This window comes from Canibacter zhuwentaonis (assembly GCF_018531145.1).
Classification (GTDB): domain Bacteria; phylum Actinomycetota; class Actinomycetes; order Actinomycetales; family Microbacteriaceae; genus Canibacter; species Canibacter zhuwentaonis.
Genome location: NZ_JAHDSZ010000002.1, coordinates 156,715 through 178,157, shown reverse-complemented (window position 1 = coordinate 178,157; position 21,443 = coordinate 156,715). Strand labels below are relative to the sequence as shown.

19 protein-coding genes and 1 pseudogene are annotated in these 21,443 nt (G+C 52.6%); 14 read left to right on the top strand and 6 right to left on the bottom strand.

The window, feature by feature from the left end; all coding sequences use genetic code 11:
• Positions 1 to 103 precede the first annotated feature (103 nt).
• Positions 104 to 526 (top strand): annotated as a pseudogene (locus tag KJY78_RS06865) (hypothetical protein); the annotation flags it as partial.
• On the opposite strand, the gene KJY78_RS06860 reads toward KJY78_RS06865, so the two are convergent.
• Positions 522 to 1,019, bottom strand: a complete 498-nt coding sequence (locus tag KJY78_RS06860; RefSeq protein WP_431732323.1) for an ATP-binding cassette domain-containing protein — start codon at positions 1,017 to 1,019, stop codon at positions 522 to 524. The pseudogene KJY78_RS06865 and the gene KJY78_RS06860 overlap by 5 nt on opposite strands.
• A gap of 57 nt (positions 1,020 to 1,076) precedes the next feature.
• Positions 1,077 to 1,253 carry a hypothetical protein gene (locus KJY78_RS02945; protein ID WP_214337105.1) on the bottom strand — a complete coding sequence of 59 codons (177 nt, stop codon included), beginning with the start codon at positions 1,251 to 1,253 and terminating at the stop codon, positions 1,077 to 1,079.
• Between the two features lie 111 nt (positions 1,254 to 1,364).
• On the opposite strand from KJY78_RS02945, the gene KJY78_RS02940 reads away from it, so the two are divergent.
• From KJY78_RS02940 to KJY78_RS02890, 11 genes are all read left to right on the top strand, one after another.
• Positions 1,365 to 3,545, top strand: a complete 2,181-nt coding sequence (locus tag KJY78_RS02940) for an RNA degradosome polyphosphate kinase (RefSeq protein WP_214337104.1) — start codon at positions 1,365 to 1,367, stop codon at positions 3,543 to 3,545.
• Positions 3,542 to 4,495, top strand: a complete 954-nt coding sequence (locus KJY78_RS02935) for an NUDIX hydrolase (RefSeq protein ID WP_214337103.1) — start codon at positions 3,542 to 3,544, stop codon at positions 4,493 to 4,495. The genes KJY78_RS02940 and KJY78_RS02935 overlap by 4 nt, the downstream gene beginning before the upstream one ends.
• Positions 4,496 to 4,734: 239 nt before the next feature.
• The gene (locus KJY78_RS02930) at positions 4,735 to 5,826 is read left to right on the top strand and encodes a phosphate ABC transporter substrate-binding protein PstS (RefSeq protein ID WP_214337102.1); all 1,092 of its coding nucleotides are present in this window, start codon (positions 4,735 to 4,737) and stop codon (positions 5,824 to 5,826) included.
• The gene (gene pstC, locus KJY78_RS02925; RefSeq protein WP_348771176.1) at positions 5,810 to 6,769 is read left to right on the top strand and encodes a phosphate ABC transporter permease subunit PstC; all 960 of its coding nucleotides are present in this window, start codon (positions 5,810 to 5,812) and stop codon (positions 6,767 to 6,769) included. The genes KJY78_RS02930 and pstC overlap by 17 nt, the downstream gene beginning before the upstream one ends.
• Positions 6,769 to 7,836: a phosphate ABC transporter permease PstA gene (gene pstA, locus KJY78_RS02920; protein WP_214337101.1), complete on the top strand. Its 1,068-nt coding sequence runs from the start codon at positions 6,769 to 6,771 to the stop codon at positions 7,834 to 7,836. Before pstC ends, pstA begins: the two co-directional genes overlap by 1 nt.
• Before the next feature lie 13 nt (positions 7,837 to 7,849).
• Positions 7,850 to 8,629, top strand: coding sequence for a phosphate ABC transporter ATP-binding protein PstB (pstB, locus tag KJY78_RS02915; RefSeq protein WP_214337100.1), 780 nt, complete (start codon positions 7,850 to 7,852; stop codon positions 8,627 to 8,629).
• A 202-nt stretch (positions 8,630 to 8,831) separates the two neighbouring features.
• Entirely contained in the window at positions 8,832 to 9,503 is a 672-nt protein-coding gene (locus tag KJY78_RS02910; protein ID WP_214337099.1) for a metal-dependent transcriptional regulator, read from the top strand.
• Positions 9,504 to 9,549: 46 nt separating this feature from the next.
• Positions 9,550 to 10,512 carry a metal ABC transporter substrate-binding protein gene (locus KJY78_RS02905; protein WP_250544089.1) on the top strand — a complete coding sequence of 321 codons (963 nt, stop codon included), beginning with the start codon at positions 9,550 to 9,552 and terminating at the stop codon, positions 10,510 to 10,512.
• Positions 10,513 to 10,544: 32 nt separating this feature from the next.
• Positions 10,545 to 11,285: a metal ABC transporter ATP-binding protein gene (locus tag KJY78_RS02900; protein WP_348771181.1), complete on the top strand. Its 741-nt coding sequence runs from the start codon at positions 10,545 to 10,547 to the stop codon at positions 11,283 to 11,285.
• A 1-nt stretch (position 11,286) separates the two neighbouring features.
• Positions 11,287 to 12,243 carry a metal ABC transporter permease gene (locus tag KJY78_RS02895; RefSeq protein WP_214337097.1) on the top strand — a complete coding sequence of 319 codons (957 nt, stop codon included), beginning with the start codon at positions 11,287 to 11,289 and terminating at the stop codon, positions 12,241 to 12,243.
• A 3-nt stretch (positions 12,244 to 12,246) separates the two neighbouring features.
• Positions 12,247 to 13,158 carry a metal ABC transporter permease gene (locus KJY78_RS02890; protein WP_214337096.1) on the top strand — a complete coding sequence of 304 codons (912 nt, stop codon included), beginning with the start codon at positions 12,247 to 12,249 and terminating at the stop codon, positions 13,156 to 13,158.
• Here the strand turns inward: KJY78_RS02890 and rsmA are convergent.
• From rsmA to metG, 3 genes are read right to left on the bottom strand one after another with little or no spacing between them, the layout of a single operon-like run.
• Positions 13,055 to 13,975: a 16S rRNA (adenine(1518)-N(6)/adenine(1519)-N(6))-dimethyltransferase RsmA gene (gene rsmA, locus KJY78_RS02885; protein ID WP_348771175.1), complete on the bottom strand. Its 921-nt coding sequence runs from the start codon at positions 13,973 to 13,975 to the stop codon at positions 13,055 to 13,057. The genes KJY78_RS02890 and rsmA overlap by 104 nt on opposite strands.
• 7 nt (positions 13,976 to 13,982) lie before the next feature.
• Positions 13,983 to 15,005, bottom strand: coding sequence for a TatD family hydrolase (locus tag KJY78_RS02880; RefSeq protein ID WP_250544087.1), 1,023 nt, complete (start codon positions 15,003 to 15,005; stop codon positions 13,983 to 13,985).
• Complete coding sequence (gene metG / locus KJY78_RS02875; protein WP_214337095.1) at positions 15,002 to 16,612, bottom strand: methionine--tRNA ligase; 1,611 nt, start codon at positions 16,610 to 16,612, stop codon at positions 15,002 to 15,004. The genes KJY78_RS02880 and metG overlap by 4 nt, the downstream gene beginning before the upstream one ends.
• 87 nt (positions 16,613 to 16,699) lie before the next feature.
• On the opposite strand from metG, the gene KJY78_RS02870 reads away from it, so the two are divergent.
• Both KJY78_RS02870 and KJY78_RS02865 read left to right on the top strand, forming a co-directional pair.
• Positions 16,700 to 18,037 carry an aminotransferase class III-fold pyridoxal phosphate-dependent enzyme gene (locus tag KJY78_RS02870; protein WP_214337094.1) on the top strand — a complete coding sequence of 446 codons (1,338 nt, stop codon included), beginning with the start codon at positions 16,700 to 16,702 and terminating at the stop codon, positions 18,035 to 18,037.
• Positions 18,038 to 18,044: 7 nt separating this feature from the next.
• Complete coding sequence (locus KJY78_RS02865; protein WP_214337093.1) at positions 18,045 to 19,061, top strand: asparaginase; 1,017 nt, start codon at positions 18,045 to 18,047, stop codon at positions 19,059 to 19,061.
• 420 nt (positions 19,062 to 19,481) lie between these two features.
• Here KJY78_RS02865 and KJY78_RS02860 read toward each other — a convergent pair whose 3' ends face one another.
• Positions 19,482 to 21,122 (bottom strand): cell wall-binding repeat-containing protein, encoded by a 1,641-nt coding sequence (locus tag KJY78_RS02860; protein WP_214337092.1) that lies wholly within the window; start codon positions 21,120 to 21,122, stop codon positions 19,482 to 19,484.
• Positions 21,123 to 21,443: the final 321 nt, after the last annotated feature.

The window sequence follows — 21,443 nt, the reverse complement described above, 5'->3', positions numbered from 1 at the left end:
ACAGGAAATTGATGCGAGTTTGGTGAAGCTGAACAATGATATTTTCAGGGATGAAAAAGGATTGGGTGAAAACGATAGAGTTTATTTGGTGTGTGCTGTAATAATGGCAACACTGGGTGTGCCTGGAAAGGTAAAGCCTCTTGAAGAAAAAGATTTAGAATCGTTAACGGAGCCGGGGAGCACGGATGGTGAAATAGTTGCTAGAAAAATAGAAGTGTTTTTGGCAAAGAAAAATTTGCCGATCGATAAGCAAGATTCAATCCTTAGAACGCTTAAAAATACTTTGTTGTCGGAAAATATAAATAAACAGGTTGATGGCAACGGGGAAAGTCAGCTTAAAAGGATTTTTTCAAAAGTGGTTGATGACTTGGGTATTTACTATAAAATTGGTTTAACAACTGATTTCACGGGGAAGCTTTTTAATGAGATGTATTCGTGGTTGGGGTTTACGCAGGATAAGTTAAATGATGTTGTTTTAACTCCTTCTTATGTGGCTAAGTTGCTTGTAAAGTTGGCTAGGGTTAATAGGGAGAGTTATGTTTGGGATTTCGCGACGGGTTCAGCTGGGTTGCTTGTTGCTGCGATGGCGGATTCCCTAAATACGCTAAAGCAACGCTCACCCTGTGCTCCTGCCCGCCTGATAAATCACGAATGCGTTTACTCGCGAAAGTATCTATGCTCCACTCGGCTAAATGCTCCAGGCAGCGTTCACGCACACTCTTTGCTTTTTGTGTATCAGAGGGAAACTGCGAGCTTACAAAAAGAGCCACTTCAAGGGGCGTTAAATCTTTAGGCAGATTGGTTTGCTGCGGAACAACCCCAAGCTTCGTTCTGCTTGCGTGCTGATTAGGATTAGCGCCAAAAATTTTAACGCTACCAGAGCTAGGCTTAGCAAGCCCGCTAACAAGTTTCATCAACGTTGATTTACCAGCCCCGTTAGAGCCTAACACTGCCAGGATCACACCCGGGGAGATGCTGAAGCTGATATCAGAAAGCACGGTATTAGAACCGTACTTCATACTTACTTTATCTACTTTTAGAGCCGCCATTACTTCACCTCATACCGTGTTTGAGCGTCACCTTTTGCGTCCGCTTAAAAATAAGATCCCCAGCACGGCAGAGCCGATCGCAAACCCTATCAGCGTAACGACAATAGCGTTGAGAACGTTACCTTCAAAAATGTAGTTAGCAGCTCCGCCCAAAAGCGCAGCCCCAATAGTGATGGCAAGCCCTGTTGCAAGCTGTTTTTTCATTTTCCCTCTCCTAGGAATTAGTGCTTATTACTAAAAACAATATATCTTTTTTTTTTTCACTGGCACAATACCCAATTTGGCAGCATCGCAAATGCGTGAGATTATTAGAACATGGCGCAACACAACAAAAACCACCGCGAGGCTAATTCTCAGCAGGCAGAGCAGGCAAATCCTGCCGCGGCAGTGACTGGCGTGCACAGCAGCGCCGATAACACCGCCCGCTATATTGACCGTGAACTCAGCTGGCTCGCATTCAACCAGCGGGTGCTTGAAATGGCAGAAGATAGCGACACTCCCCTGCTAGAGCGTGCCAACTACCTCGCGATTTTCGCGAGCAACCTTGACGAGTTTTTTATGGTGCGCGTGGCGGGACTAAAGCGCCGCATCCTAACCAAGCTTGCCGTGCCAAACAACATTGGTGTTGCGCCCGATCGCGTGTTTGAACAGATAATAACCAGAGCATACGCGCTACAAGAACGCCACGCCCGCTGTTTCAGCACACAAATTAAACCGGCACTCGCCGCCGCCGGCATTAAAATTGTGCGCTGGCAAGAGCTCGACAAAGCCGACAAAAAAATTCTCAAAGAGTTTTATGCGGCGCACATCTACCCCGTTTTAATGCCTTTGGCGGTGGATCCGGCACACCCGTTCCCGTATATCTCGGGACGCACTCTGAACCTGTCGATAAGGGTTAAAAACCCCAAAACGCAAAAAACAGAGTTTGCCCGTTTGAAAGTGCCGCAAATGCTGCCGCGATTTGTGAGGGTGGATAAAAGAGAAGACGCTCACAACATCAGATTTATCGCAATAGAGGAGCTTATCGCAAACCAGCTCGACGAGCTTTTCCCCGGTATGGAGGTGCTCGACCACCACGTTTTCCGCGTCACTCGCAACGAAGATATGGTGATTGAAGAAGACGAAACGGAAGATCTCATCCAGGCGCTTGAAAAAGAGCTGCTGCGCAGGCGCTTTGGCCCGCCGATCCGCCTTGAAATCTCAGATGATATGGACGCGCGCACAATAAAACTGCTCGTCTCAGAGCTTGACATCGCCGAAAATCAGGTGTTCACGCTGCCCTCCCCGCTGGATCTGCACGGGCTCTCATCGTTGGTTTCCCTGGCGCGCTCAGATCTGAAGTTTAGGCCGCACGTGCCAGTGACTCCAGCAGATTTTGCCACCGGCAAAACCAGCGAGAAGGTTGACATATTCGCCGCCATTGCGCGCAATGACCAGCTTGTGCACCACCCCTACGAGTCGTTTGCGACAACAGTGCAGAGCTTTATTGAGCAGGCAAGCCAGGATCCTAACGTTGTTGCGATCAAGCAGACACTGTATCGCACATCAGGCGACAGCCCTATTGTGGCGGCACTGATCCGCGCCGCCGAGGCCGGCAAACAGGTGCTCGCGCTCGTTGAGATTAAAGCGCGCTTTGACGAAGCGGCAAATATCAACTGGGCGCGCAAGCTCGAGCAGGCGGGTGTACACGTTGTTTACGGGCTGGTAGGGCTTAAAACGCACTGCAAGCTGGTGCATGTGATCCGCGAAGAAAGCCACGGGCTGGCGCACTACTGCCATATCGGCACCGGCAACTACAACCCCAAAACGAGCCGCATCTACGAAGATTTGGGGCTGTTCACTTCGTCTGGCGAGGTTGGTCGCGATGTCACAAAACTGTTTAACATGCTCTCCGGTTATGCGATCGAAACAAAGTATGATCGCCTGCTGGTAGCGCCGCTGCAATTGCGCAAGGGACTGCTCGAGCGGATCGCGGCGCAAACCGCGCGTGCGAAAGATGGCAAAGCCGCACGAGTGCAAATTAAATGTAATTCGATGGTCGACGAAGATATTATTGAGGCGCTATACGAGGCCAGCTCTGCCGGTGTGCAAATCAATATTCTGGTGCGTGGAATTTGCTCGGTGCGTGCCGGAGTGCCCGGTTTAAGCGAGAATATCCGTGTGCACAGCGTGCTTGGCAGGTATCTGGAGCACTCGCGCATTTTTATGTTTGGCCCTGATGCTGACTGTGAAATATATATTGGCAGCGCTGATTTAATGCACCGCAACCTCAGCCGCCGAGTTGAAGTTTTGGTGCGCATCGAGTCATCAGAGCAGAAACAGCGACTTGCAAAACTGTTTGAGATCGCTTTTAATTCTGAGGTGGATCTGTGGGAGCTGCAGGTAGATAACAGCTGGGCGCGCGTTGCAAGCGATAAAAACGGTGAAAAACTGCCCCGGTTACAAGAGCTGCTAATGCAGGATCGAATCGCGGCGCGCAAAAGGAGAAGCCTGTGAGAGCACGAGTCTACGCCGCAGGCACCCTGTGTTGGCGGCTGCACACAACGGCTCATAACAAGCGTGAGCTGCAGGTGCTGCTCATAAAGCGTAAAAAATACGCTGATTGGAGTTTTCCAAAGGGTAAACTCGATCGCGGCGAAACGCTCGCGCAGGCTGCTGTGCGCGAAACTCTCGAGGAAACCGGGTATGCCATAACTCTCGGTACAAAGATCGGGATGCTCGAGTACGCTCTGAAATCTGGGCAGTGTAAAGAGGTGCACTATTGGGCGGCAAAAGTAACCGCAAAAATGCAAGCAAAGCACAGTTTTAAGCCAAACAGCGAGGTAACAACGCTCAGATGGTTATCAGCGGCAGCTGCCGTCGCAAGACTAAGCTATGAGCGCGATAAAAAAATACTGCAACGCTTTCTTGAAACCTTTGAGAATAATAGCGGCGATACTTTTACACTGGTACTGCTGCGGCACGCACAGGCTGAAAAACGCGGCGGCGAATATCAGGTGGATCATAAAAGACCGCTGAGCTATGCCGGTCTTGCTCAAACACAAGCTCTCGCTCCGCAGCTTGCCGCTTACAGACTGCGGCGGATTGTGACCTCATCGGCTAAGCGCTGTCGCAACACCGTTAGCGCACTGGCTCACAAGTTGGGCGTTACGCCAACAATAACGGACGCAATCAGCCAGGATGTGTGGAATCTTGGAGACAGTGCTAGGTTGCGCGAGTGTGTTACTGCCGCGCTCGCATCTGGCAAGAACACCGTGATCTGCTCGCACCGCCCGGTATTGCCGGATATTGCGCGCGAAATAGCGCTCGGCTGCAACGCTGCTCCGGATGGCGAGCTTTTATACGCCGTTAAACACCTGCCGCCCGCCGGATTTATTGTGTTTCACATCACTAAGAGCAAAACACCCGAAATTGTTACAGTTGAAACAAATTTTAACTATCTCTAAATTGCTGCGGGACAGTCCAAAGCTTACAAACCGCGCCTTAACGCTGAGCTTATATACCCTACATTGGAGCACATTTAAGCACATAAACCAGGGCATAAAACACGCGGCAACACCCCACCACGTTTTCCTATCTGGAGCACAATTAACCTGTGTTAAATGCCACGGTATAACTGACCTGCGATGTTATAGTATGATTAACTTGTAATAGATGCTACATTACCTACACAGAACGGAGTTTAATGAACCCCTTGCGTAGCATAAAGGTTCTTGCGATTTTAACGACTCTCGGTCTATTGAGCGGTTGCACCGCTCCGGACACCACCGCTTCAGCTTCACTCTACGGTGAACTCACGGGCGTTGGCGCGTCTTCGCAAGGAGCTGCACAGGAAGTGTGGATTGTGGGATTCCAGACCGCAAACCCGCACGTCACAGTAAACTACGATCCAGCAGGATCTGGTACCGGGCGCGAAGCTTTTATTAACGGCGCCAGCGCCTTTGCCGGCACGGATCGCGCATTCAAACCAAAAGAGCTTGCAACTAAAAAATTTGCCAGCTGCACCAAAGAATCTCAGATTATAGAGTTTCCGGCATATGTCTCTGCGATCGCGGTGGCGTTTAATATTCCGGGCGTGCGCAGTCTCAATATGGATGCGGCAACCATAGCAGGCATCTTCACCGGTGCGATCACCAGCTGGAGGGATCCACAAATAACCTCGCAAAATCCAGACGTTCAACTACCGGATACGACCATTAAGCCCGTGCATCGTTCCGATAAATCAGGCACAACCGGAAACTTTACTCAGTATTTAAACGCTGCCGCACCCGAAATCTGGGGTGCCGGTGTGATTGAAGAGTGGGAACGTAGTTACGGCGGCGAGGGCGCGCAGGGCACATCCGGCGTAGTCGCAGCTATCCAACACGGAAACGGCACAATTGGATACGCGGATGCCTCGCGCACAAAAGAGCTAGGAACCGTGGCAATTAAAACCGGCGATGTGTACACGCCAATCTCTCCGGAAGCAGCGGCGGCAACCCTCGATAACGCAAAGCCAGAACCCTCGCGCGGCTCGCTTGACTACGTATTGCAATTGCAACACGCGCAGGCGGGAGCTAATACCTATCCGATTGTGCTCGTGAGCTATCTTGCCGCGTGCCAGATATACAATGATCCGCAACAAGCGAGACTAACTCGCGAATATCTAAACCATATTTTAAGTGATGAAGCCCAACAGCAGGCGGCAAAGCACACGGGCAGCGCACCGCTCACGGCTTCCACGAAACAAAAAATACGAGCGATTATAGGAGAAATACGCGGTGTTGAAAAACACTAAAGGTATATCATCGCCAAGCAGTAAACTCGGGCTCGGCGATAGAGTTTTTAGCGGTAGCGCGGTTTTTGCGTCCGCAATGATAGTGACCACGCTTATCACTATTGCAATATTTTTAGTCTTCAAAAGCCTCCCCGCTTTTTTTGCTGATAAGAGCAACGCCTCAATCTTAAAAAGCGATTTTCTGAGCTACGTTACGCCGCTTATTTTTGGCACTGTCTGGTCTTCAGGACTTGCGCTTGCAATATCACTGCCGCTTGCGATCGGCATTGCTCTGTTTATTTCACACTACGCGCCTCGCCGGTTGGCGAGCCTGCTCGGCTATGTTGTGGATCTGCTAGCTGCCGTGCCAAGCGTGGTGTTCGGGCTCTGGGGCATTGGAGTGCTCGCACCGGCTGTCCAACCGCTGTATGAAAAAACACACCTGGCAGCAGGAGACTTGCCCCTGCTATCGCTGTTTTTTAGCGGACCTGTGAGCGGCACGGGGCGCACAATTTTAACCGCTGCAATTGTTTTAGCGGTTATGATTCTGCCCATTATGACCGCAATTTGTCGCGAAGTTTTTTTGCAAACTCCGCGCCTTAACGAGGAAGCTGCGCTCGCGCTCGGCGCAACTCGCTGGGAGGTGATCCGCACCGCAGTGCTACCTTTGGGGCGCACCGGTATTATTTCAGGCGCGATGCTCGGACTCGGGCGCGCGCTCGGTGAAGCAACAGCGGTTGCGATGGTACTTTCCGCGACCGGTGCAATTAATCTGAAACTGCTCAGCTCAGATAACCCGGGCACAATTGCCGCCAATATCACCCTCGGCTTCCCGGAGGCGTACGGCGCGAATATTAATGTTTTAATCGCCACCGGTTTAATCCTGTTTATTGTTACTTTTTTGGTTAACGCGATTGCTCGCTGGAGCATAAACCGCCACAACATAAAAATTGGAGCTAACTAATGCAACAACAACTAGAAGTGAGCACGCTTTCCGGGGCAAAACTGCACCGCGCAGCACCGCTCGCACTGCTCGGCGTGTGTTTGACTATCGGAATTACAGGTGCCTGGTTACTTGCGAGCGCAAACGGCGATCCGCTCAATATTTTCGGGGCGGGAATTGTTACCGCGGTGCTTTATTTAAGCGCTATTTTCACGGTTTCGCTTGCCACTGAAGGGCGCAGGCAGGCCGTTAATCGACTTATGACAGGACTCGTCGCCTGCTCTTTTTTGCTTGCTGTAGCACCTCTGATTTCAGTAGGCACAGAGGTAATAAAGCTCGGCAGCGCCCGTTTTGATTTAGAGTTTTTAACAACGTCCATGCGCAATATTATCGGTTCTGGCGGAGGCGCTCTGCACGCGCTTGTGGGCACTCTTCTAATCACCTTAGCCGCCACCCTAATGGCGGTGCCACTAGGTCTAATGACAGCAATTTACCTTGTTGAATACGGACGTGGCAGGCTCGCCAAAACAATCACTTTTCTGGTGGACGTAATGATCGGAATCCCCTCTATTGTAGCGGGATTGTTCGCGTTCGCGTTGTTTGCGCTACTGTTTGGTCCGGGTGTCCGCTTGGGAATTTCTAGCGCGGTTTCACTCGCCGTACTAATGGCTCCCGTGGTAATTAAATCCAGCGAAGAGATGCTACGGCTGGTACCTAAAGAATTGCGCGAAGCATCATACGCGCTCGGCGTAACAAAATGGCTCACAATTGTGAAGATTGTTTTGCCAACCGCGATAACGGGGATTACCACCGGGATAATGCTCGCCATTGCACGGATTATCGGCGAAACCGCTCCCCTAATCATCACCGCTGGCACAACTGCCAGCCTCAACCCAAACCTTTTCCACGGCAGAATGCAAACCATCCCGGTGTTTGTGTTCACGCAATACACAAACCAGGGCAACCCCGCATCGGCTTTTATTGATAGAGCATGGGCGGGCGCACTGACGCTAATTATCATTGTAATGCTACTAAACCTACTCGCCCGAGTTATTTCTAAACGATTCGCCCCGCACGGGCAAAAATAGATCTGGAGTAATTATGTCAAAGCGTATCGAAGTAAATAATCTGCACGTCTACTACAAAAACTTTCTTGCTGTGGAGGATGTCTCAATGCATATTTCCCCGCGCACTGTGACCGCGCTTATCGGTCCCTCCGGCTGCGGTAAATCAACTTTCTTGCGCACTCTAAACAGAATGCACGAGGTTATTGATGGCGCGCGCGTTGAGGGCGAGGTGCTCCTAGATGGCGAAGAGCTATACGCTCCAAACGTGGATCCGGTGCGCGTGCGCCGTCAGGTCGGGATGGTTTTTCAGCGTCCCAATCCGTTTCCCACAATGTCTATTCGCGAAAACGTATTGGCCGGAGTAAAGCTCAACAACCGCAAAATATCGCGCGCCGCGGCGGAGGAGCTTGTCGAAAAATCACTGACCGGCGCAAACCTCTGGAAGGAAGTTAAAGACCGCTTGGATAAGCCCGGCTCGGAACTTTCTGGCGGGCAACAGCAGCGTCTCTGTATTGCGCGGGCAATCGCGGTGTCTCCGGCTGTGCTTCTAATGGATGAACCGTGCAGCGCGCTCGACCCGATTTCAACCCTGGCAATTGAAGATCTGATAGAGCAGCTGAAAAAAGACTACACAATTGTAATTGTGACGCACAATATGCAGCAGGCTTCCCGAGTCTCAGATATGACAGCGTTTTTTAACGTTGCAGAAACCGGCAAACCGGGCAAGCTGGTTGAGTACGATGACACTAAAACAATTTTCTCAAACCCTGCCGAGCAGACGACAGAAGACTATGTTTCGGGGCGTTTCGGGTAATCTATAAGCTTCTAGAATATTAAAAAGCCAGACCGTGCAACGCCTCTCGGCGAAAGTTCGCTCTAAGCGACGAAGGGTTGGCGCCCGGGGTTAGCAACGGTCTGGCAAACAATAATTATAGTAGCCGCGCACTCATTAAGCAAGTTTCGCCAAGATTTTTGCCCGATTACCTTTTACGCGCGCGCCAGGATATGCTATTACTGTGACAGTGAGCGACCTATCGACAAGTTTTCAGAACTATTTGAAAGCCATTTGGGCTCTCAGTGAGTGGAACCCCGACCCGATAACAACCTCGCGCCTGGCCGATTACATCGGGGTGCGCTCAGCAACGGTCACAGAAGCTATGAAAAAAATGGTACTCGCGGAGCTTGTTGATAAGCTCCCCTACGGCTCAATTAAGCTGACCTCCAAGGGGCGTCTTGCCGCGCTCGAAATGATTCGGCGACACCGGCTCATTGAAACCTACCTGGTAAAAAGTCTCGGCTACAGCTGGGATGAGGTACACGATGAGGCAGAAAACCTCGAACACGCCTGCAGCGATTTGATGATCGACCGAATAGCAGCCCAGCTGGGTAACCCCGAGCGCGATCCGCACGGTGACCCGATCCCCTCCAAAGACGGTAAAATCAACATTCCCAACGCCGTTCCCCTCACGCTGCAAGATTGCGGCAGGCGCGTTACTGTTGAGCGCATCTCCGACGCAGACCCGCAGGTGCTGCAGTATCTGGCTAGGCTCAACGTCAGTATCGGCGATATTTTCCAGATTATCAAAGCGGATCCGCTCACTCAGACCCTCACCGCGCGTGGCGTACACGGTGAAATAACCCTGTCTACGCAGATTATTAAGTACATCTGGATTTCGGGCAAAAAATAAACAACTTTAGTCTACCCTAAATATATTTTTAGGGTAGACTATAAACATGAAGTTATTCAAAACCAAAAAAGCTCGCAAAAAACTATACGCGCTCACCCTAATCTGCGGCATGGTCGCGGCAATCACCTCCTGCTCTGCCGAAACAAAACAGCAGGGCACGTCAGAGCAGCAACTAAAATTGTTTGCAACAAGCGGTTACATTGGCGACGCGCTCAGCAATATTGCGCCAAACGCTACCGTTACAACGTTGGTTGGTCCGGGCGGCGATCCGCACACATACCAGCCCACAACCAAAGACATTGAGAAAATGCGCGCCTCAGATCTTGTTGTGCACAACGGGCTGAATCTTGAAGCGCAAATGACAGCGGCTTTCCGCCCGCTCGGCGAGCGTCAGCTCGAACTGGGCAAGCTCGTGCCGGTTGAAAACCTCATTAAGCTAGACGAAGCCGCAGATGAAGAGGGGCAGTATGATCCGCACATCTGGAATGATCCACGGCTGTGGGCGAGCCTAATTCCTGCGATAGCGGATAAAATCGCCAAAATCGACCCGGCACACGCCTCAGATTACAAGGCAAATGCCACCAAATATCAGGGCGAAATTATGCAAGCTCATATGCAAGCGCAGGAGCTGCTCGCGCAGGTGTCAGCGCCGCGCGTGCTAGTCACCGGCCACGACGCATTCAACTATTTCGGGCGCACCTACAACCTCGAAGTGCTGGCAACCGACTATATTTCAACGGAGGCGAGCTTGAGCGTGCAGCAGATGAAAGAGCTGGCAGACACGATCGCAGCAAAAAAAATCCCGACCATTTTTATGGACAGCCAGGCAAATCCGCAGGCAATTAAATCACTGCAGGAATCTGTGACCGCGAAAGGCTGGCACGTTCACATTAACGAGCAGGAGCTGTACGCGGACACGCTGAGCGCCGATGACAGCGCCAATACCTACACCAAAGCCCTGCTGCACAACGCCAGAGAAATCGCAAAGGCTCTGGCACCAGCGCAGTAACTACCACACCAGCGAGGTAAAAATTGCAGCCCGTGCTCAGCATCGAAGATATAACCGTAAATTACGGCTCTCACACAGCGCTTAAAAACGCCACTCTGCGCATTCCCGAGGGCAGTTTCACCGGCGTTATAGGGCCAAACGGAGCTGGAAAATCAACTCTGTTAAAAGCGATGCTGGGGCTTGTTAAAACAAGCTCCGGCAACGTAAACTATCGCGGCAAACCGCTTGCGCAGCAACGCGGGCTGGTGGGCTACGTGCCGCAGCACAACTCGGTATACTGGGATTTTCCCGCAACCGCCCGCGAAATAGTTGCAATGGGCGCGGTTGGTGACAGCGACCTAAAAAAACGCGCTGCACGCAACACGGCAGTTACCGCGGCAATTGCAAAAGTTGCCGCGCAAGAGTTTCAAAACCAGCAAATAGGCGAGCTTTCGGGCGGGCAAAAACAGCGGATATTTTTAGCCCGCGCGCTGGTTAGCAACCCGCCCCTACTGCTGCTCGACGAGCCCCTGCAGGGCATCGACGCTATTGCCGGAGCGCAGATTATTGAGGTGCTGCGGCAGAGTAACCAGCAACAGCACACAACAATTGTAATGGTGCACCACGATTTAGCGAGCGCCGCCGATTATTTCACACACCTTGCGCTAATAAACAAAACGGTCCACACCTATGACACCGCCCAAAACGCGCTCACGGCGGCGACCCTTGAAAAAGTTTTTGGAATCCCGCCGCAGATACTGTATCGCGAACAGACAAGACCACAGTCTCAGTAGTATGTTAGAGCACGGTTATTTCACGATTCTGTTTGCAACCGTTGCCATCGGGGCGGCAACGGCGACCGTCGGCAGTCTTGTTTATCTAAGGCAACAGGGAATGTTCGCCGATGTGGTTGCCCACTCCACACTGCCCGGCACAATGCTCGCGTTTTTAGCGGGAACCGCGCTTTTTGAGAACGGCAGAAACATCGCGCTTTTCACTGTTTTCGCAATCTGCTTTGGAATACTAGGCACGCGGTGCGCATCCGCTATTAAAAACCGCTCACCCCTGGGCATCGAAACTGCGATGGCAATTACAATCGTGAGTTTTTTTAGCGGCGGAATGCTGCTTTTTGCCTATATTCAGCAGAGCGGATTCGCGGGCAAGGGCGGTATTAGCAGCTATCTTTTTGGTAATGCCGCGCAACTCACCCTGGCCGACACCGCGCTCAACTGCGGTGTTGCACTGCTGAGCATAACCCTCGTGTGCGTTTTTTTTCGACCCTTAAAGCTGCTCTGTTTTGATGCTTCCTACGCCACAACCCGCGGCATAAGAACCCGCGGCTATGAAACCTTGCTGTTTGTACTGCTAGCGCTAATAACGGTTAGCGGTATGCGCGCGATTGGAATTATTTTAATCATCGCGTTTATTTTAATTCCCGCAGCCGCAGCCAGGCAGTGGTGCCGCACTGCCTGGCAGGTCACCTGTCTAGCCGCTGCGCTCGGGGCTGTTACCGCGGGGCTAGGGTCGCTCATCACAATTTATGTTTGGGACGCGCCAACCGGACCTGTAATTGTGCTGCTAATGTTTGCCGAGCTAGTGTTTTCGCTGCTGTTTGCGCCCGGACGTGGAATTTTGAACCGCGCAATTTTGCACCGCGCAAGAAGTGCTAAACTCAGTCGCACGGGAAACACCAGCCCAGCTCACACAACAACCATACAACTAACCAGCACTTCACCAACGGCAGAGGGCTAATCCATGAGCTTTATCCTCGCAACCGCGCTGCTCGGAATCACCACAACCCTCACCTGCAGCGTGCCCGGCATCTACCTTGTTTTAAGCAAACGCGCGATGCTCGTGGACGCAATCAGCCATTCGCTTTTACCCGGAATCGTGCTCGGCTACTTGGCGAGCCACTCACTGAGCTCTCCGCTGCTACTGCTCACAGCCACGCTCGCCGCCGTCGCAACAGTGCTTTTAACCGGGCTTCTAACCGCTACCGGGCTAATTCCGACGGGCACAGCGCAGGGACTAATTTTCCCACCCATGCTCGCCTGCGGCGTGCTGCTCGTAACCGCCTACACCAGAAACATCCACCTCGACATTCACACGGTGCTCCTGGGAGACCTCAATCTAATCGCATTTGATCAGCTCTGTTTAGCGGATCACCTCTGCGCGGGCCCAAAACACCTCTATCTAATGCTCGCACTGCTAATTACAAACCTGCTGTTCGTAACGCTCTTGCGAGCCCAGTTAAACGCGCTCACTTTTGACCCTGAATTTGCAAAACTAAAAATAAAAAACAGCTACATAATCAACACCCTGTTTCTAATTTTAGTTTCACTCACCGCCACAGCGGCTTTTGCCGCCGTCGGCTCAATCCTAATTATTGCGCTGATGATAATTCCCGCCGCAACCGCCCGGCTGCTGGTAAAAAGATCCGCTCAAATGCTGCCATACACCCTGCTAGTGGCTGCAGTGTGCAGCGGTGGCGGATTTACAATCAGCTACTTTTTACACCTGCCAACGAGCGCCGGCATCGCATTTATTAGCGCCCTGGTATTTTTTACCGTGTTAGCACGCTACGCGCTAAAGCGTGAAAATCCGCGACAGAAAGCTCCTCTGCGCGGGCGCTGGAGTCAATCTGGCACTTCTGGCAGAGCTCAGTAATCAGTTGTGAGCTACTAAAAATCTCAGTCGCGCAGGATATGATAGACGGATCGGCAAGCCCTGTTTGCGGGTAGCTAAACGCCCGCAAAGACTGGCGCAACATTTTGCGCCGCTGCCCGAAAGCCGCTTCTATTAGCGCGAAAGTCAGCTCGCGCTCTGCCTCGCTGCCACGCGCTACCGCATTTTTTGCGAAAGAAACCAGCACCGAATCAACCCCCGGCACAGGCCAAAAAATATTTCTGCTCACCGCTCCGGCAAGGCTCCAGTTACCGTACCATGCGGCTTTTACGCTCGGCGCGCCATAGGCTTTTGATTTGGGGGCTGCCGCGATCCGCTCCCCGACCTCATACTGCACCATCACGAGCGCCCGTCGGATACTCGCGAACGTTTGCAGCAGGTGCATTAGAATCGGCACCGACACATTGTATGGCAGATTGGCGACCAGTGTTTCAGGGCTGTGCGACAGGTCTGTGAGGTTTAGCGCGTCGCAATGCATAACCTCGAGCCGCGCTACGGGCTGCAGTTCGGCGACCGTAAGCGGCAGCTGCGCCGCGAGTTTCGGGTCTATTTCAACCGCGGTCACCTGCGCGCCAGTGGCCGTTAGCCCGAGCGTGAGCGAGCCTAAGCCCGGGCCGATTTCTAAAACCCGCGTGTTTTCTTGCACCTGCGAGAGTAGCACGATTTTACGCACGGTGTTCGCATCGTGCACAAAGTTTTGGCCGAGTTTTTTGGTCGGGATAACCTCCAGCCTGGTCGCCAGCTGCCTAATTAACGCCGGGGTTAGCAGCTCCTGCAGCTCGCCGCGAGTGTCGCTCACAGCCAACCTACCACTGCCCGTACACCTTGAGCGTATTTGCGGTAAGCTGTGCACCCAGTTCGGCGACGCTCATGTCAAGATGATCCGCCATCGCCCGCACCGTGTACGGCATCAGGTAGGGCGAGTTCGGTCGCCCGCGATATGGCACCGGGGTTAAAAACGGCGCGTCGGTTTCAACCATGATCAGGTTTTTGTCGGCAACAGCGAGCGCGTCACGCAGATTTGGTGCGTTTTTGAAAGTCACAGTGCCAGAAAAGCTCATATACCAGCCGTTATCGTTACAGATTTTTGCGAGCGGGGCACCGCCAGAAAAACAGTGAAACACGGTGCACTCGGGAGCCTGCACGCGCCGCAGGGTTGCAACAACATCATCGTGTGCTTCGCGGTCGTGTATTTGCAGGGCGATACCGTGCTTTTTAGCCATTTCGATGTGCGCTTCAAAGCTCTGCATTTGCGCCGCTCTGCCGTCGGGCGCGGTGCGAAAATAATCAAGCCCGCTCTCGCCTATTGCGCGCACTCGCGGCTGTTTTGCCAGCGCCTCAAGCTCGGCAAGTTGCCGCTCAAGATCCCCCGCAGCCGCAACATCCGGAGCATCATTTGGGTGGATCGCAACCGCCGCGAGCACTCGCTGATCCGCCGCCGCCAGCGCGGCTGACCACTTGCTAGTGCGCAAATCGGTGCCCACCTGCACAATTCGCGTCACACCCACCTGCGCGGCATATTCGAGCGCCTGCTCAGGCGACAGGGAGTGACGCCCGTCAGCGAGCTCAAGGTGGGTGTGGTTGTCGATCACCTCAACGGGCAGCGGCTTTGGAAACTCCGGCAGGGTTAAATCGCGCCCGGGAGTCGTTTTGCGCTCCCGCAGGCTCGCGCCGTGCCCCGGGGTCGCCTCACACCCTTGGAATGTCTCACATTCTGGGACTGACTCACGTCCTGCTGCCATTTCGCCCTCCCGCAAACGGGCCTCACGCTCCCGCAGGCGTGCCGCCTTTATCTTAAGCAGCACTGACGCATCAGGTTTAATTCTCATTTTTTCACTCCCGCAGCCATCTCAACCCTCGGAAACAGCGCGGGCAGAGCCTCCTGCGGCGTGCCCGCGGGGAGTTTGTGCCACTGCCCCGCAGCCGCTATATTCTGCTCGCTCAACTCGCCCAGCACAGCGACAGCGCCAAGAGAGCGCCACAGCTTCGCCGCTGCCTCTGGAATCACCGGGGCGAGCAACTGCGCAAGCACGCGCAACCCCTCGGTTGCCGTTGCCAGCACGGTCGCCAACCGCACACGCTGCGCCTCGTCTTTCGCTAACTGCCACGGTTCCTGCTCTGTGATATAGCCGTTAAGCACGTCAACAAGCTGCCACACGACAGCAATTGCCTCGTGGATCGCATACTTTGTAATATGCTCATTAGCGAGGCTAGTTACTCGCGCGGCAAGCTCGGATATTTGCTTATCCGCACCCGTTAGATCACCAGATTCTGGTTGTTTCGCGTCAAAGTATTTTGCGTTCATCGCAAGCACGCGACTGACCAGGTTACCAAAGCCGTTTGCCAGCTCGGCCTGGTATCTGGCGGCGATATCCTCCCAGCTGAACGACCCGTCCTGCCCAAAATTAATAGCGCGCATAAAATAGTATCTAAACGCATCCACCCCGAAAGTGCCGGTTATTTCGTGCGGCGCAATCCCCGTGAGCTTTGATTTTGACATTTTTTCGCCGCCAACAAGCAGCCAACCGTGCGCGAACACGCACTCCGGCTCTGCCAGCTCTGCCGCCATCAGCATCGCCGGCCAGATAACGGCGTGAAAACGCAAAATATCTTTCCCAACAATGTGCACGGCCGGCCAGTACTTGGCGAGAGCAACGGATCCAGGCTCATCACCGACAACGCTCGTGCTGTACTCGAGAGCTGTTATATAGTTCAGCAGCGCGTCAAACCACACGTAGGTAACGTGGCTTTCATCCCATGGAATCGGCACGCCCCAGTTGAACGTGTTGCGTGAAATAGACAGGTCGGTTAAATCCTGCTGCACAAACGCGATCACCTCGTTGCGCGCGGAAGCTGGCTGAATAAAGTCGGGGCGACGCTCGTAAAGCTCCAGGAGGCGGTCTTGAAAAGCGCTCATCTTAAAAAAATAGTTTTTTTCTTGTAACAGCTCGAGCGGTTTCGAGTGGATCGCACACACCTTATGCCCAGTAAACTCTGCTGCGCCCTGCACAATTTCAGACTTGGGCTTAAACTCCTCGCACCCGACGCAGTACAGCGCCTCAAACTCGCCCTCGTAAATATACCCCTTATCGTAGAGGCGCTGCAGGAACTTCGCGACTCCGGCTTCGTGACGCGCATCTGTTGTGCGGATAAAATCATCGTTTGCAATATTAAGATTTTCAAGCATTGGCCGCCATTCCTGAGCAACCAGCCTATCCACCCACTCTTTGGGGCTTGCGCCGTTTGCTTCCGCGGTGCGCAGTATTTTCTGCCCGTGCTCGTCAGTGCCCGTTAAAAACCTGGTATCCACCCCCGCCGCACGATGCCACCTGACCAGCACATCCGCTGCCACCTCGGTGTATGCGTGACCTATGTGCGGGGCATCATTTACGTAGAAAATCGGAGTTGTGAAGTATTTTGTTTGGTGCTTAAACATATCCTCTATTGTATGCCAATACTGTTATTAAGCGGAGCTGTGTGAATGGCTTTTATTTTTTAGCTTTAGCCGGGTATTATTTCTAGTATGAACACTAACGAAAAAATCACACAGGAACGCCGTCTCGTAACCGCCATTCCCGGGCCTAAATCCATCGCGCTGCAGCAACGTCGCAGCGAAGTTGTTTCAACGGGCATCGCAACAGCCCTCCCCGTATTCATCGAGCGCGCTCACGGCGCGATCCTGGTGGATGTTGACGGTAACCAGATCATCGACTGCGGCAGCGGTATTGGTGTCACCACGGTTGGGCATACCGATGCCAGAGTTGTTGACGCCGCAACAGCCCAGCTTAAAGCGGTAACCCACACTCTGATGGCAGTTACCCCGTACGAGTCGTACGTTGCAGTTGCCGAGCAACTCGCAAAGCACGCGCCGATTAACGGTCAGGTTAAATCAATTCTGGTGAACTCTGGCGCTGAAGCGGTTGAAAACGCCGTTAAAATCTCACGCAAATACACGGGTCGGAGCGGAGTTGCTGTGCTTAACTGCGCGTATCACGGTCGCACCCAGCTGACCTCAACCATGAACCACAAGGCTGCGCCGTATGCAGCCGGGTTCGGTCCGCGCGCAGCGGATGTGTTCCGCGCACCAAACTCATTCCCACTGCATGACGGGCTAAGCGGTGAGGCCGCAGCTGCGCGCACTATCGATCACCTCGAGAAAACCGTTTCTGCTGGTGATCTCGCCTGTTTGGTTGCGGAACCGATTCAGGGTGAGGGCGGATTCGTTGTTCCAGCCGACGGCTATCTCGCTGCACTTGCTAAATGGTGTAAAGAAAACAGCATTGTGTTTATTGCCGACGAGGTGCAATCGGGCATTGCTCGCACGGGAACAGTTTACGCAACAGAGCATTTTGGATTTGAGCCAGACCTGATTTTGAGCGCAAAGGGTATTGCGGGCGGGCTGCCGCTAGCCGCTGTAACGGGGCGCGCCGAGATTATGGACTGCACGGGTCCTGGCACTCTAGGCGGCACTTTTGGTGGCAACCCCGTTTCCTGCGCCGCAGCAAAGGCTGTTTTTGAGCTTATTGCAGAGGGCACTCCGCAACAGAATGCGCAGCGCGTAGAGCGCGTGCTCGGCGGGGGTTTGCGCAAACTGCAGGAGAAACACCCTGCTATTGCAGAGGTGCGCGGTAAGGGCGCAATGCTCGCCATTGAGATCACAAAACCTGGCACGCTGAATCCTGACAAAGAGCTGGTTGACAAAATCATAGCTCACGCGTGCAAAAACGGCGTGCTGCTGCTAAATGCCGGACTTAACTACAATGTACTGCGCTTCCTACCGCCGGTTAAAATCAGTGACGAGCTAATCGCTGATGTGCTAGCCGTGATTGACGAAGCGTTTACCGCTGCGGCAAGCAATTAATCTCTTTATGAGCAGAACAGAGGGCACTTGCGCTGTTTCCGAGGCAACACAGCTTGCCGTAACAACTCGTGGCGGATTTATTGAATCCCGCCACTCGGGTTCAGCGATAGTGCTTTCTGCGGCCGGGGACACTCTTATCTCGCTCGGCAATCCCGGTGCGACGGTGCTCACCCGCTCCGCGCTGAAGCCGCTGCAGGTGCTCGCAATGCACGGAGCTGGCTTGGAACTCGCCAACCGCCGCCAGCTGGCAATATCGTTTGCCAGCCACACCGGAACTGCCGAACACGTTGAGGTTGTGCGCGAGATTCTGCACGACTCGCAGCTTACAGAGTCGCACCTGCTGTGCCCTGCCGCGCTGCCGCTCGATAGCGAGGCTAGAATCCGTGCGATTAAGCACGATGAGTCTGCCAGCCCGATTCAGATGGGGTGCTCGGGAAAACACGCGGCGATGCTTGCAACCTGCGTTGCGGCAGGCTGGGATACTGCAGATTACACTCACCAGGACCACCCGCTGCAGCAGCATATTCTGCAAACCGTACAGCGTTTGTCAGCGGAAAACGTGAGCTGCGTCACAGTTGACGGTTGCGGCGCTCCCGTGCTCGGCATGAGTCTGACGGCTCTTGCGCGCGGTTATCGGAGGATCGCTAACGCAGATCCCAACTCTCCTTTCCCTATAAACCGTACTATGGCGCTAATGTTTGAGGCGGGACGTGCTTATCCGCACCTTATTGAGGGGTCTGGTGCGCAGGACACTATTGTGATGCAGAACTCCGCTGTTTTCGCTAAATACGGCGCTGAGGGTATTAGCGCGATGGCGGCGGATGATGGCACAATTGCGATTGTGAAGGTGCTTGACGGATCCCCTCGCGCTAGCCGCGCGGTTGCACTGTCACTGCTCACCTATGTTGGCTCTGTTAGTAAGCACGAGTTTATGCGCACCCTAAAAGCGCTGCCGCTGGCTATTACCGGCGGACTCGACCGCGTGGGTGAAATACAGGTTGATATTCCTACGCTACAGGGTTAGGGTTTAGTTTTTAGCATTTGCTCTTGGGTGCGCAGGCTGGGCGCGCGATACTCTACGCTCTGCACTCTTCTTGATCGTTCCAAACATCACTTCGCCGCACGAAAGCACCGTGCGCATAATGGTAAAGCGGAAAACTGTAGCAGTAAATCACGTATGCCGCGCACAGCAGAAATCTCTTATTTAACCATAAAAATATTCACCGCGCCTGCTTTAGACACACGCGCGAAGTGCGCGTGCTCGTTGTGGTCTTGTCTAAAACCCTGAGGTGCACACAACAAAAAAGATCAAGCACGCTTACCACAAAAAACAGATGCACCCACACAAAAAAAGGGCGGGGCATACTCACGGTCACAATAAACCACGAACACACCCCGCCCAATCTCAAGCGAACACGTTCGCCATCAAACTAGGCTCTAAACCTTACGAGCAGCGAACACCCTTTTTAGCATTCTCGCTCACAGCCTCTAGACCGCCAACGGTAACCATGTTAGCAGCAGCAACCCGATCAATAGCGCCTGCGGTAGCAGCAGTCAGGCAGCCTGTCTGAGTAATGAACAGCGGGCTACGCAAACTACCAGCAAGCGCAACAGCAGAAAGCGCATCAGCATAATTCTCCCCAGTTGCAAGGAAAGAAGTCTCAGCATTATAACCAACAAACTTCTCAGCAATCAAAGCAGCAGTCTCATAACGATCCGCACCGTTGAAACGCTCAACAGTAGAGAATACCTCACGCAGAGACTCCTCAATACCCTCAGAAACAACGCTCGTACCACCTGCGATATACACGCGATCCTGAGAGGTGAAGATCTCATCACTGTTCAAGAAATCGTTAAGATTAGGAAGTTTACCATCAAGCAAAACAATAGGCGCATATTTACTAGCAGCAAAATTAGCAGCCACCAGAGCGTCAGGGAAATTATCACCCGTAGCAAAAACAGCGTCGCGCAGATCAACAAGCTTGTAATCCTCATCGTAGAACACGAGTGAGTTAACAATCATGTTTGTCTCGTAACGGTCAGCTCCAGCAAGACGCTCCACTGTGTAGCCTGCAGCCAGAAGATCTTTTTCAATGGTAGCTGAGATTACGTCACGACCACCCACAATATAGATAATCGTAGGTTCTAGCCGCTGCAACTCCTCGGTTGTTCCCTCAGCAAGCTCGTTACGAGGGGTTAACAGCACCGGGCTTTTAAACGTTGCGGCTGCAACAGAAGCACTGAGCGCGTCAGGGAAGTTTTCACCACTGGCAATAAAAACAGCCTGAACTTTTGCTGGGAACTGTTTTGAAACGGCAAGCGAAGTAGCGTAACGATCCTCACCAGCAAGACGCTCAAAACCATCCACACTAGGAACATTCTTGCCCACAATACCGCAGTTTTCAAAAGTAAGCTTATCGCCCACTACACCCACAAGAGCATCACGGTCTGCAGGGGTGATATAACGGCAATCAGAAAGGGTAATAGCTTTCAACTTAGGCAGTTTGGTGAGCGCGGTAACACTAACGAAGTCACCCTGCAAAGAAACCTCTTCAAGGTTTGTCAAAGACTCCAGCGCGCTGATGTCAGTGTATTTACCAAGCAGACCAATTTTGGTCAGGTTTGGCATCTCTTTCAGAACCGACAGGTCTTTGTAGTTGCCGCCGAGGCTAAGCTCGGTCAGGCTCTGCATCTCTTTAAGAGGTGAAATATCTGTGAAGTTACCGCCGATTGAGAGGAAGCTCAGCTCTTTCAGCTCTTTCAGAGGGCTCAGATCTGTGTACTTGCCGTAAATAGCAAGCGCTTTTAAGCCTTTGAAATATTTGAGATCATTAAGGCTGAGGAAGTTGTAGTAAGACCCGATATTTCCGTCAAGGTAGCAGTTTAGACCCTGAATTTGAGCCGCTTCTGCAACGGTTACCTGATCTTTTTTCAATAGATTTTTAACGCATTTTGCAAGACCCTCATCTGTGAAAACAACATTTTCAGCAGGGACAGCATCAACAGTAGCTTCTGCTTTCACAGACTGTGCCGCACTAGTGGCAAGCGCTGGCTGCGCAGCCAGAACCGTTCCACCAATGCACAAAGCAAAAGCAGCAACACCAGAAACTACCCTTAACAAAATAGGCTTTCCTGAACTTTTCAAAAGTTTAACCTTCTTTCAATATCATCACTTAATAATAAAGAAAGACAAAAAATAACTTACACTAGTTACAAATCATCTCCCCCCCCCCCCCAGTCTATTACATCAACCCAAAATACACAATCACGCACCAAACAAACAACCACACCAAAAACCACAATCAGCACATACACACTAACTACACCACATCATCACACAACCCAAAACACTAACCTCTAAGCAACTATATACTTAACTAACCAGCCACCATCCTAAAACGAAATA

Coding starts and splice junctions, on each gene's coding strand:
- KJY78_RS06860 (WP_431732323.1), bottom strand. CDS start 1,019: ATGAAGTACGGTTCTAATACCGTGCTTTCTGATATCAGCTTCAGCATC.
- KJY78_RS02945 (WP_214337105.1), bottom strand. CDS start 1,253: ATGAAAAAACAGCTTGCAACAGGGCTTGCCATCACTATTGGGGCTGCG.
- KJY78_RS02905 (WP_250544089.1), top strand. CDS start 9,550: ATGAAGTTATTCAAAACCAAAAAAGCTCGCAAAAAACTATACGCGCTC.
- KJY78_RS02930 (WP_214337102.1), top strand. CDS start 4,735: ATGAACCCCTTGCGTAGCATAAAGGTTCTTGCGATTTTAACGACTCTC.
- pstB (WP_214337100.1), top strand. CDS start 7,850: ATGTCAAAGCGTATCGAAGTAAATAATCTGCACGTCTACTACAAAAAC.
- KJY78_RS02940 (WP_214337104.1), top strand. CDS start 1,365: ATGGCGCAACACAACAAAAACCACCGCGAGGCTAATTCTCAGCAGGCA.
- KJY78_RS02865 (WP_214337093.1), top strand. CDS start 18,045: ATGAGCAGAACAGAGGGCACTTGCGCTGTTTCCGAGGCAACACAGCTT.
- pstA (WP_214337101.1), top strand. CDS start 6,769: ATGCAACAACAACTAGAAGTGAGCACGCTTTCCGGGGCAAAACTGCAC.
- metG (WP_214337095.1), bottom strand. CDS start 16,612: ATGTTTAAGCACCAAACAAAATACTTCACAACTCCGATTTTCTACGTA.
- KJY78_RS02890 (WP_214337096.1), top strand. CDS start 12,247: ATGAGCTTTATCCTCGCAACCGCGCTGCTCGGAATCACCACAACCCTC.
- KJY78_RS02880 (WP_250544087.1), bottom strand. CDS start 15,005: ATGAGAATTAAACCTGATGCGTCAGTGCTGCTTAAGATAAAGGCGGCA.
- KJY78_RS02895 (WP_214337097.1), top strand. CDS start 11,287: ATGTTAGAGCACGGTTATTTCACGATTCTGTTTGCAACCGTTGCCATC.
- KJY78_RS02870 (WP_214337094.1), top strand. CDS start 16,700: ATGAACACTAACGAAAAAATCACACAGGAACGCCGTCTCGTAACCGCC.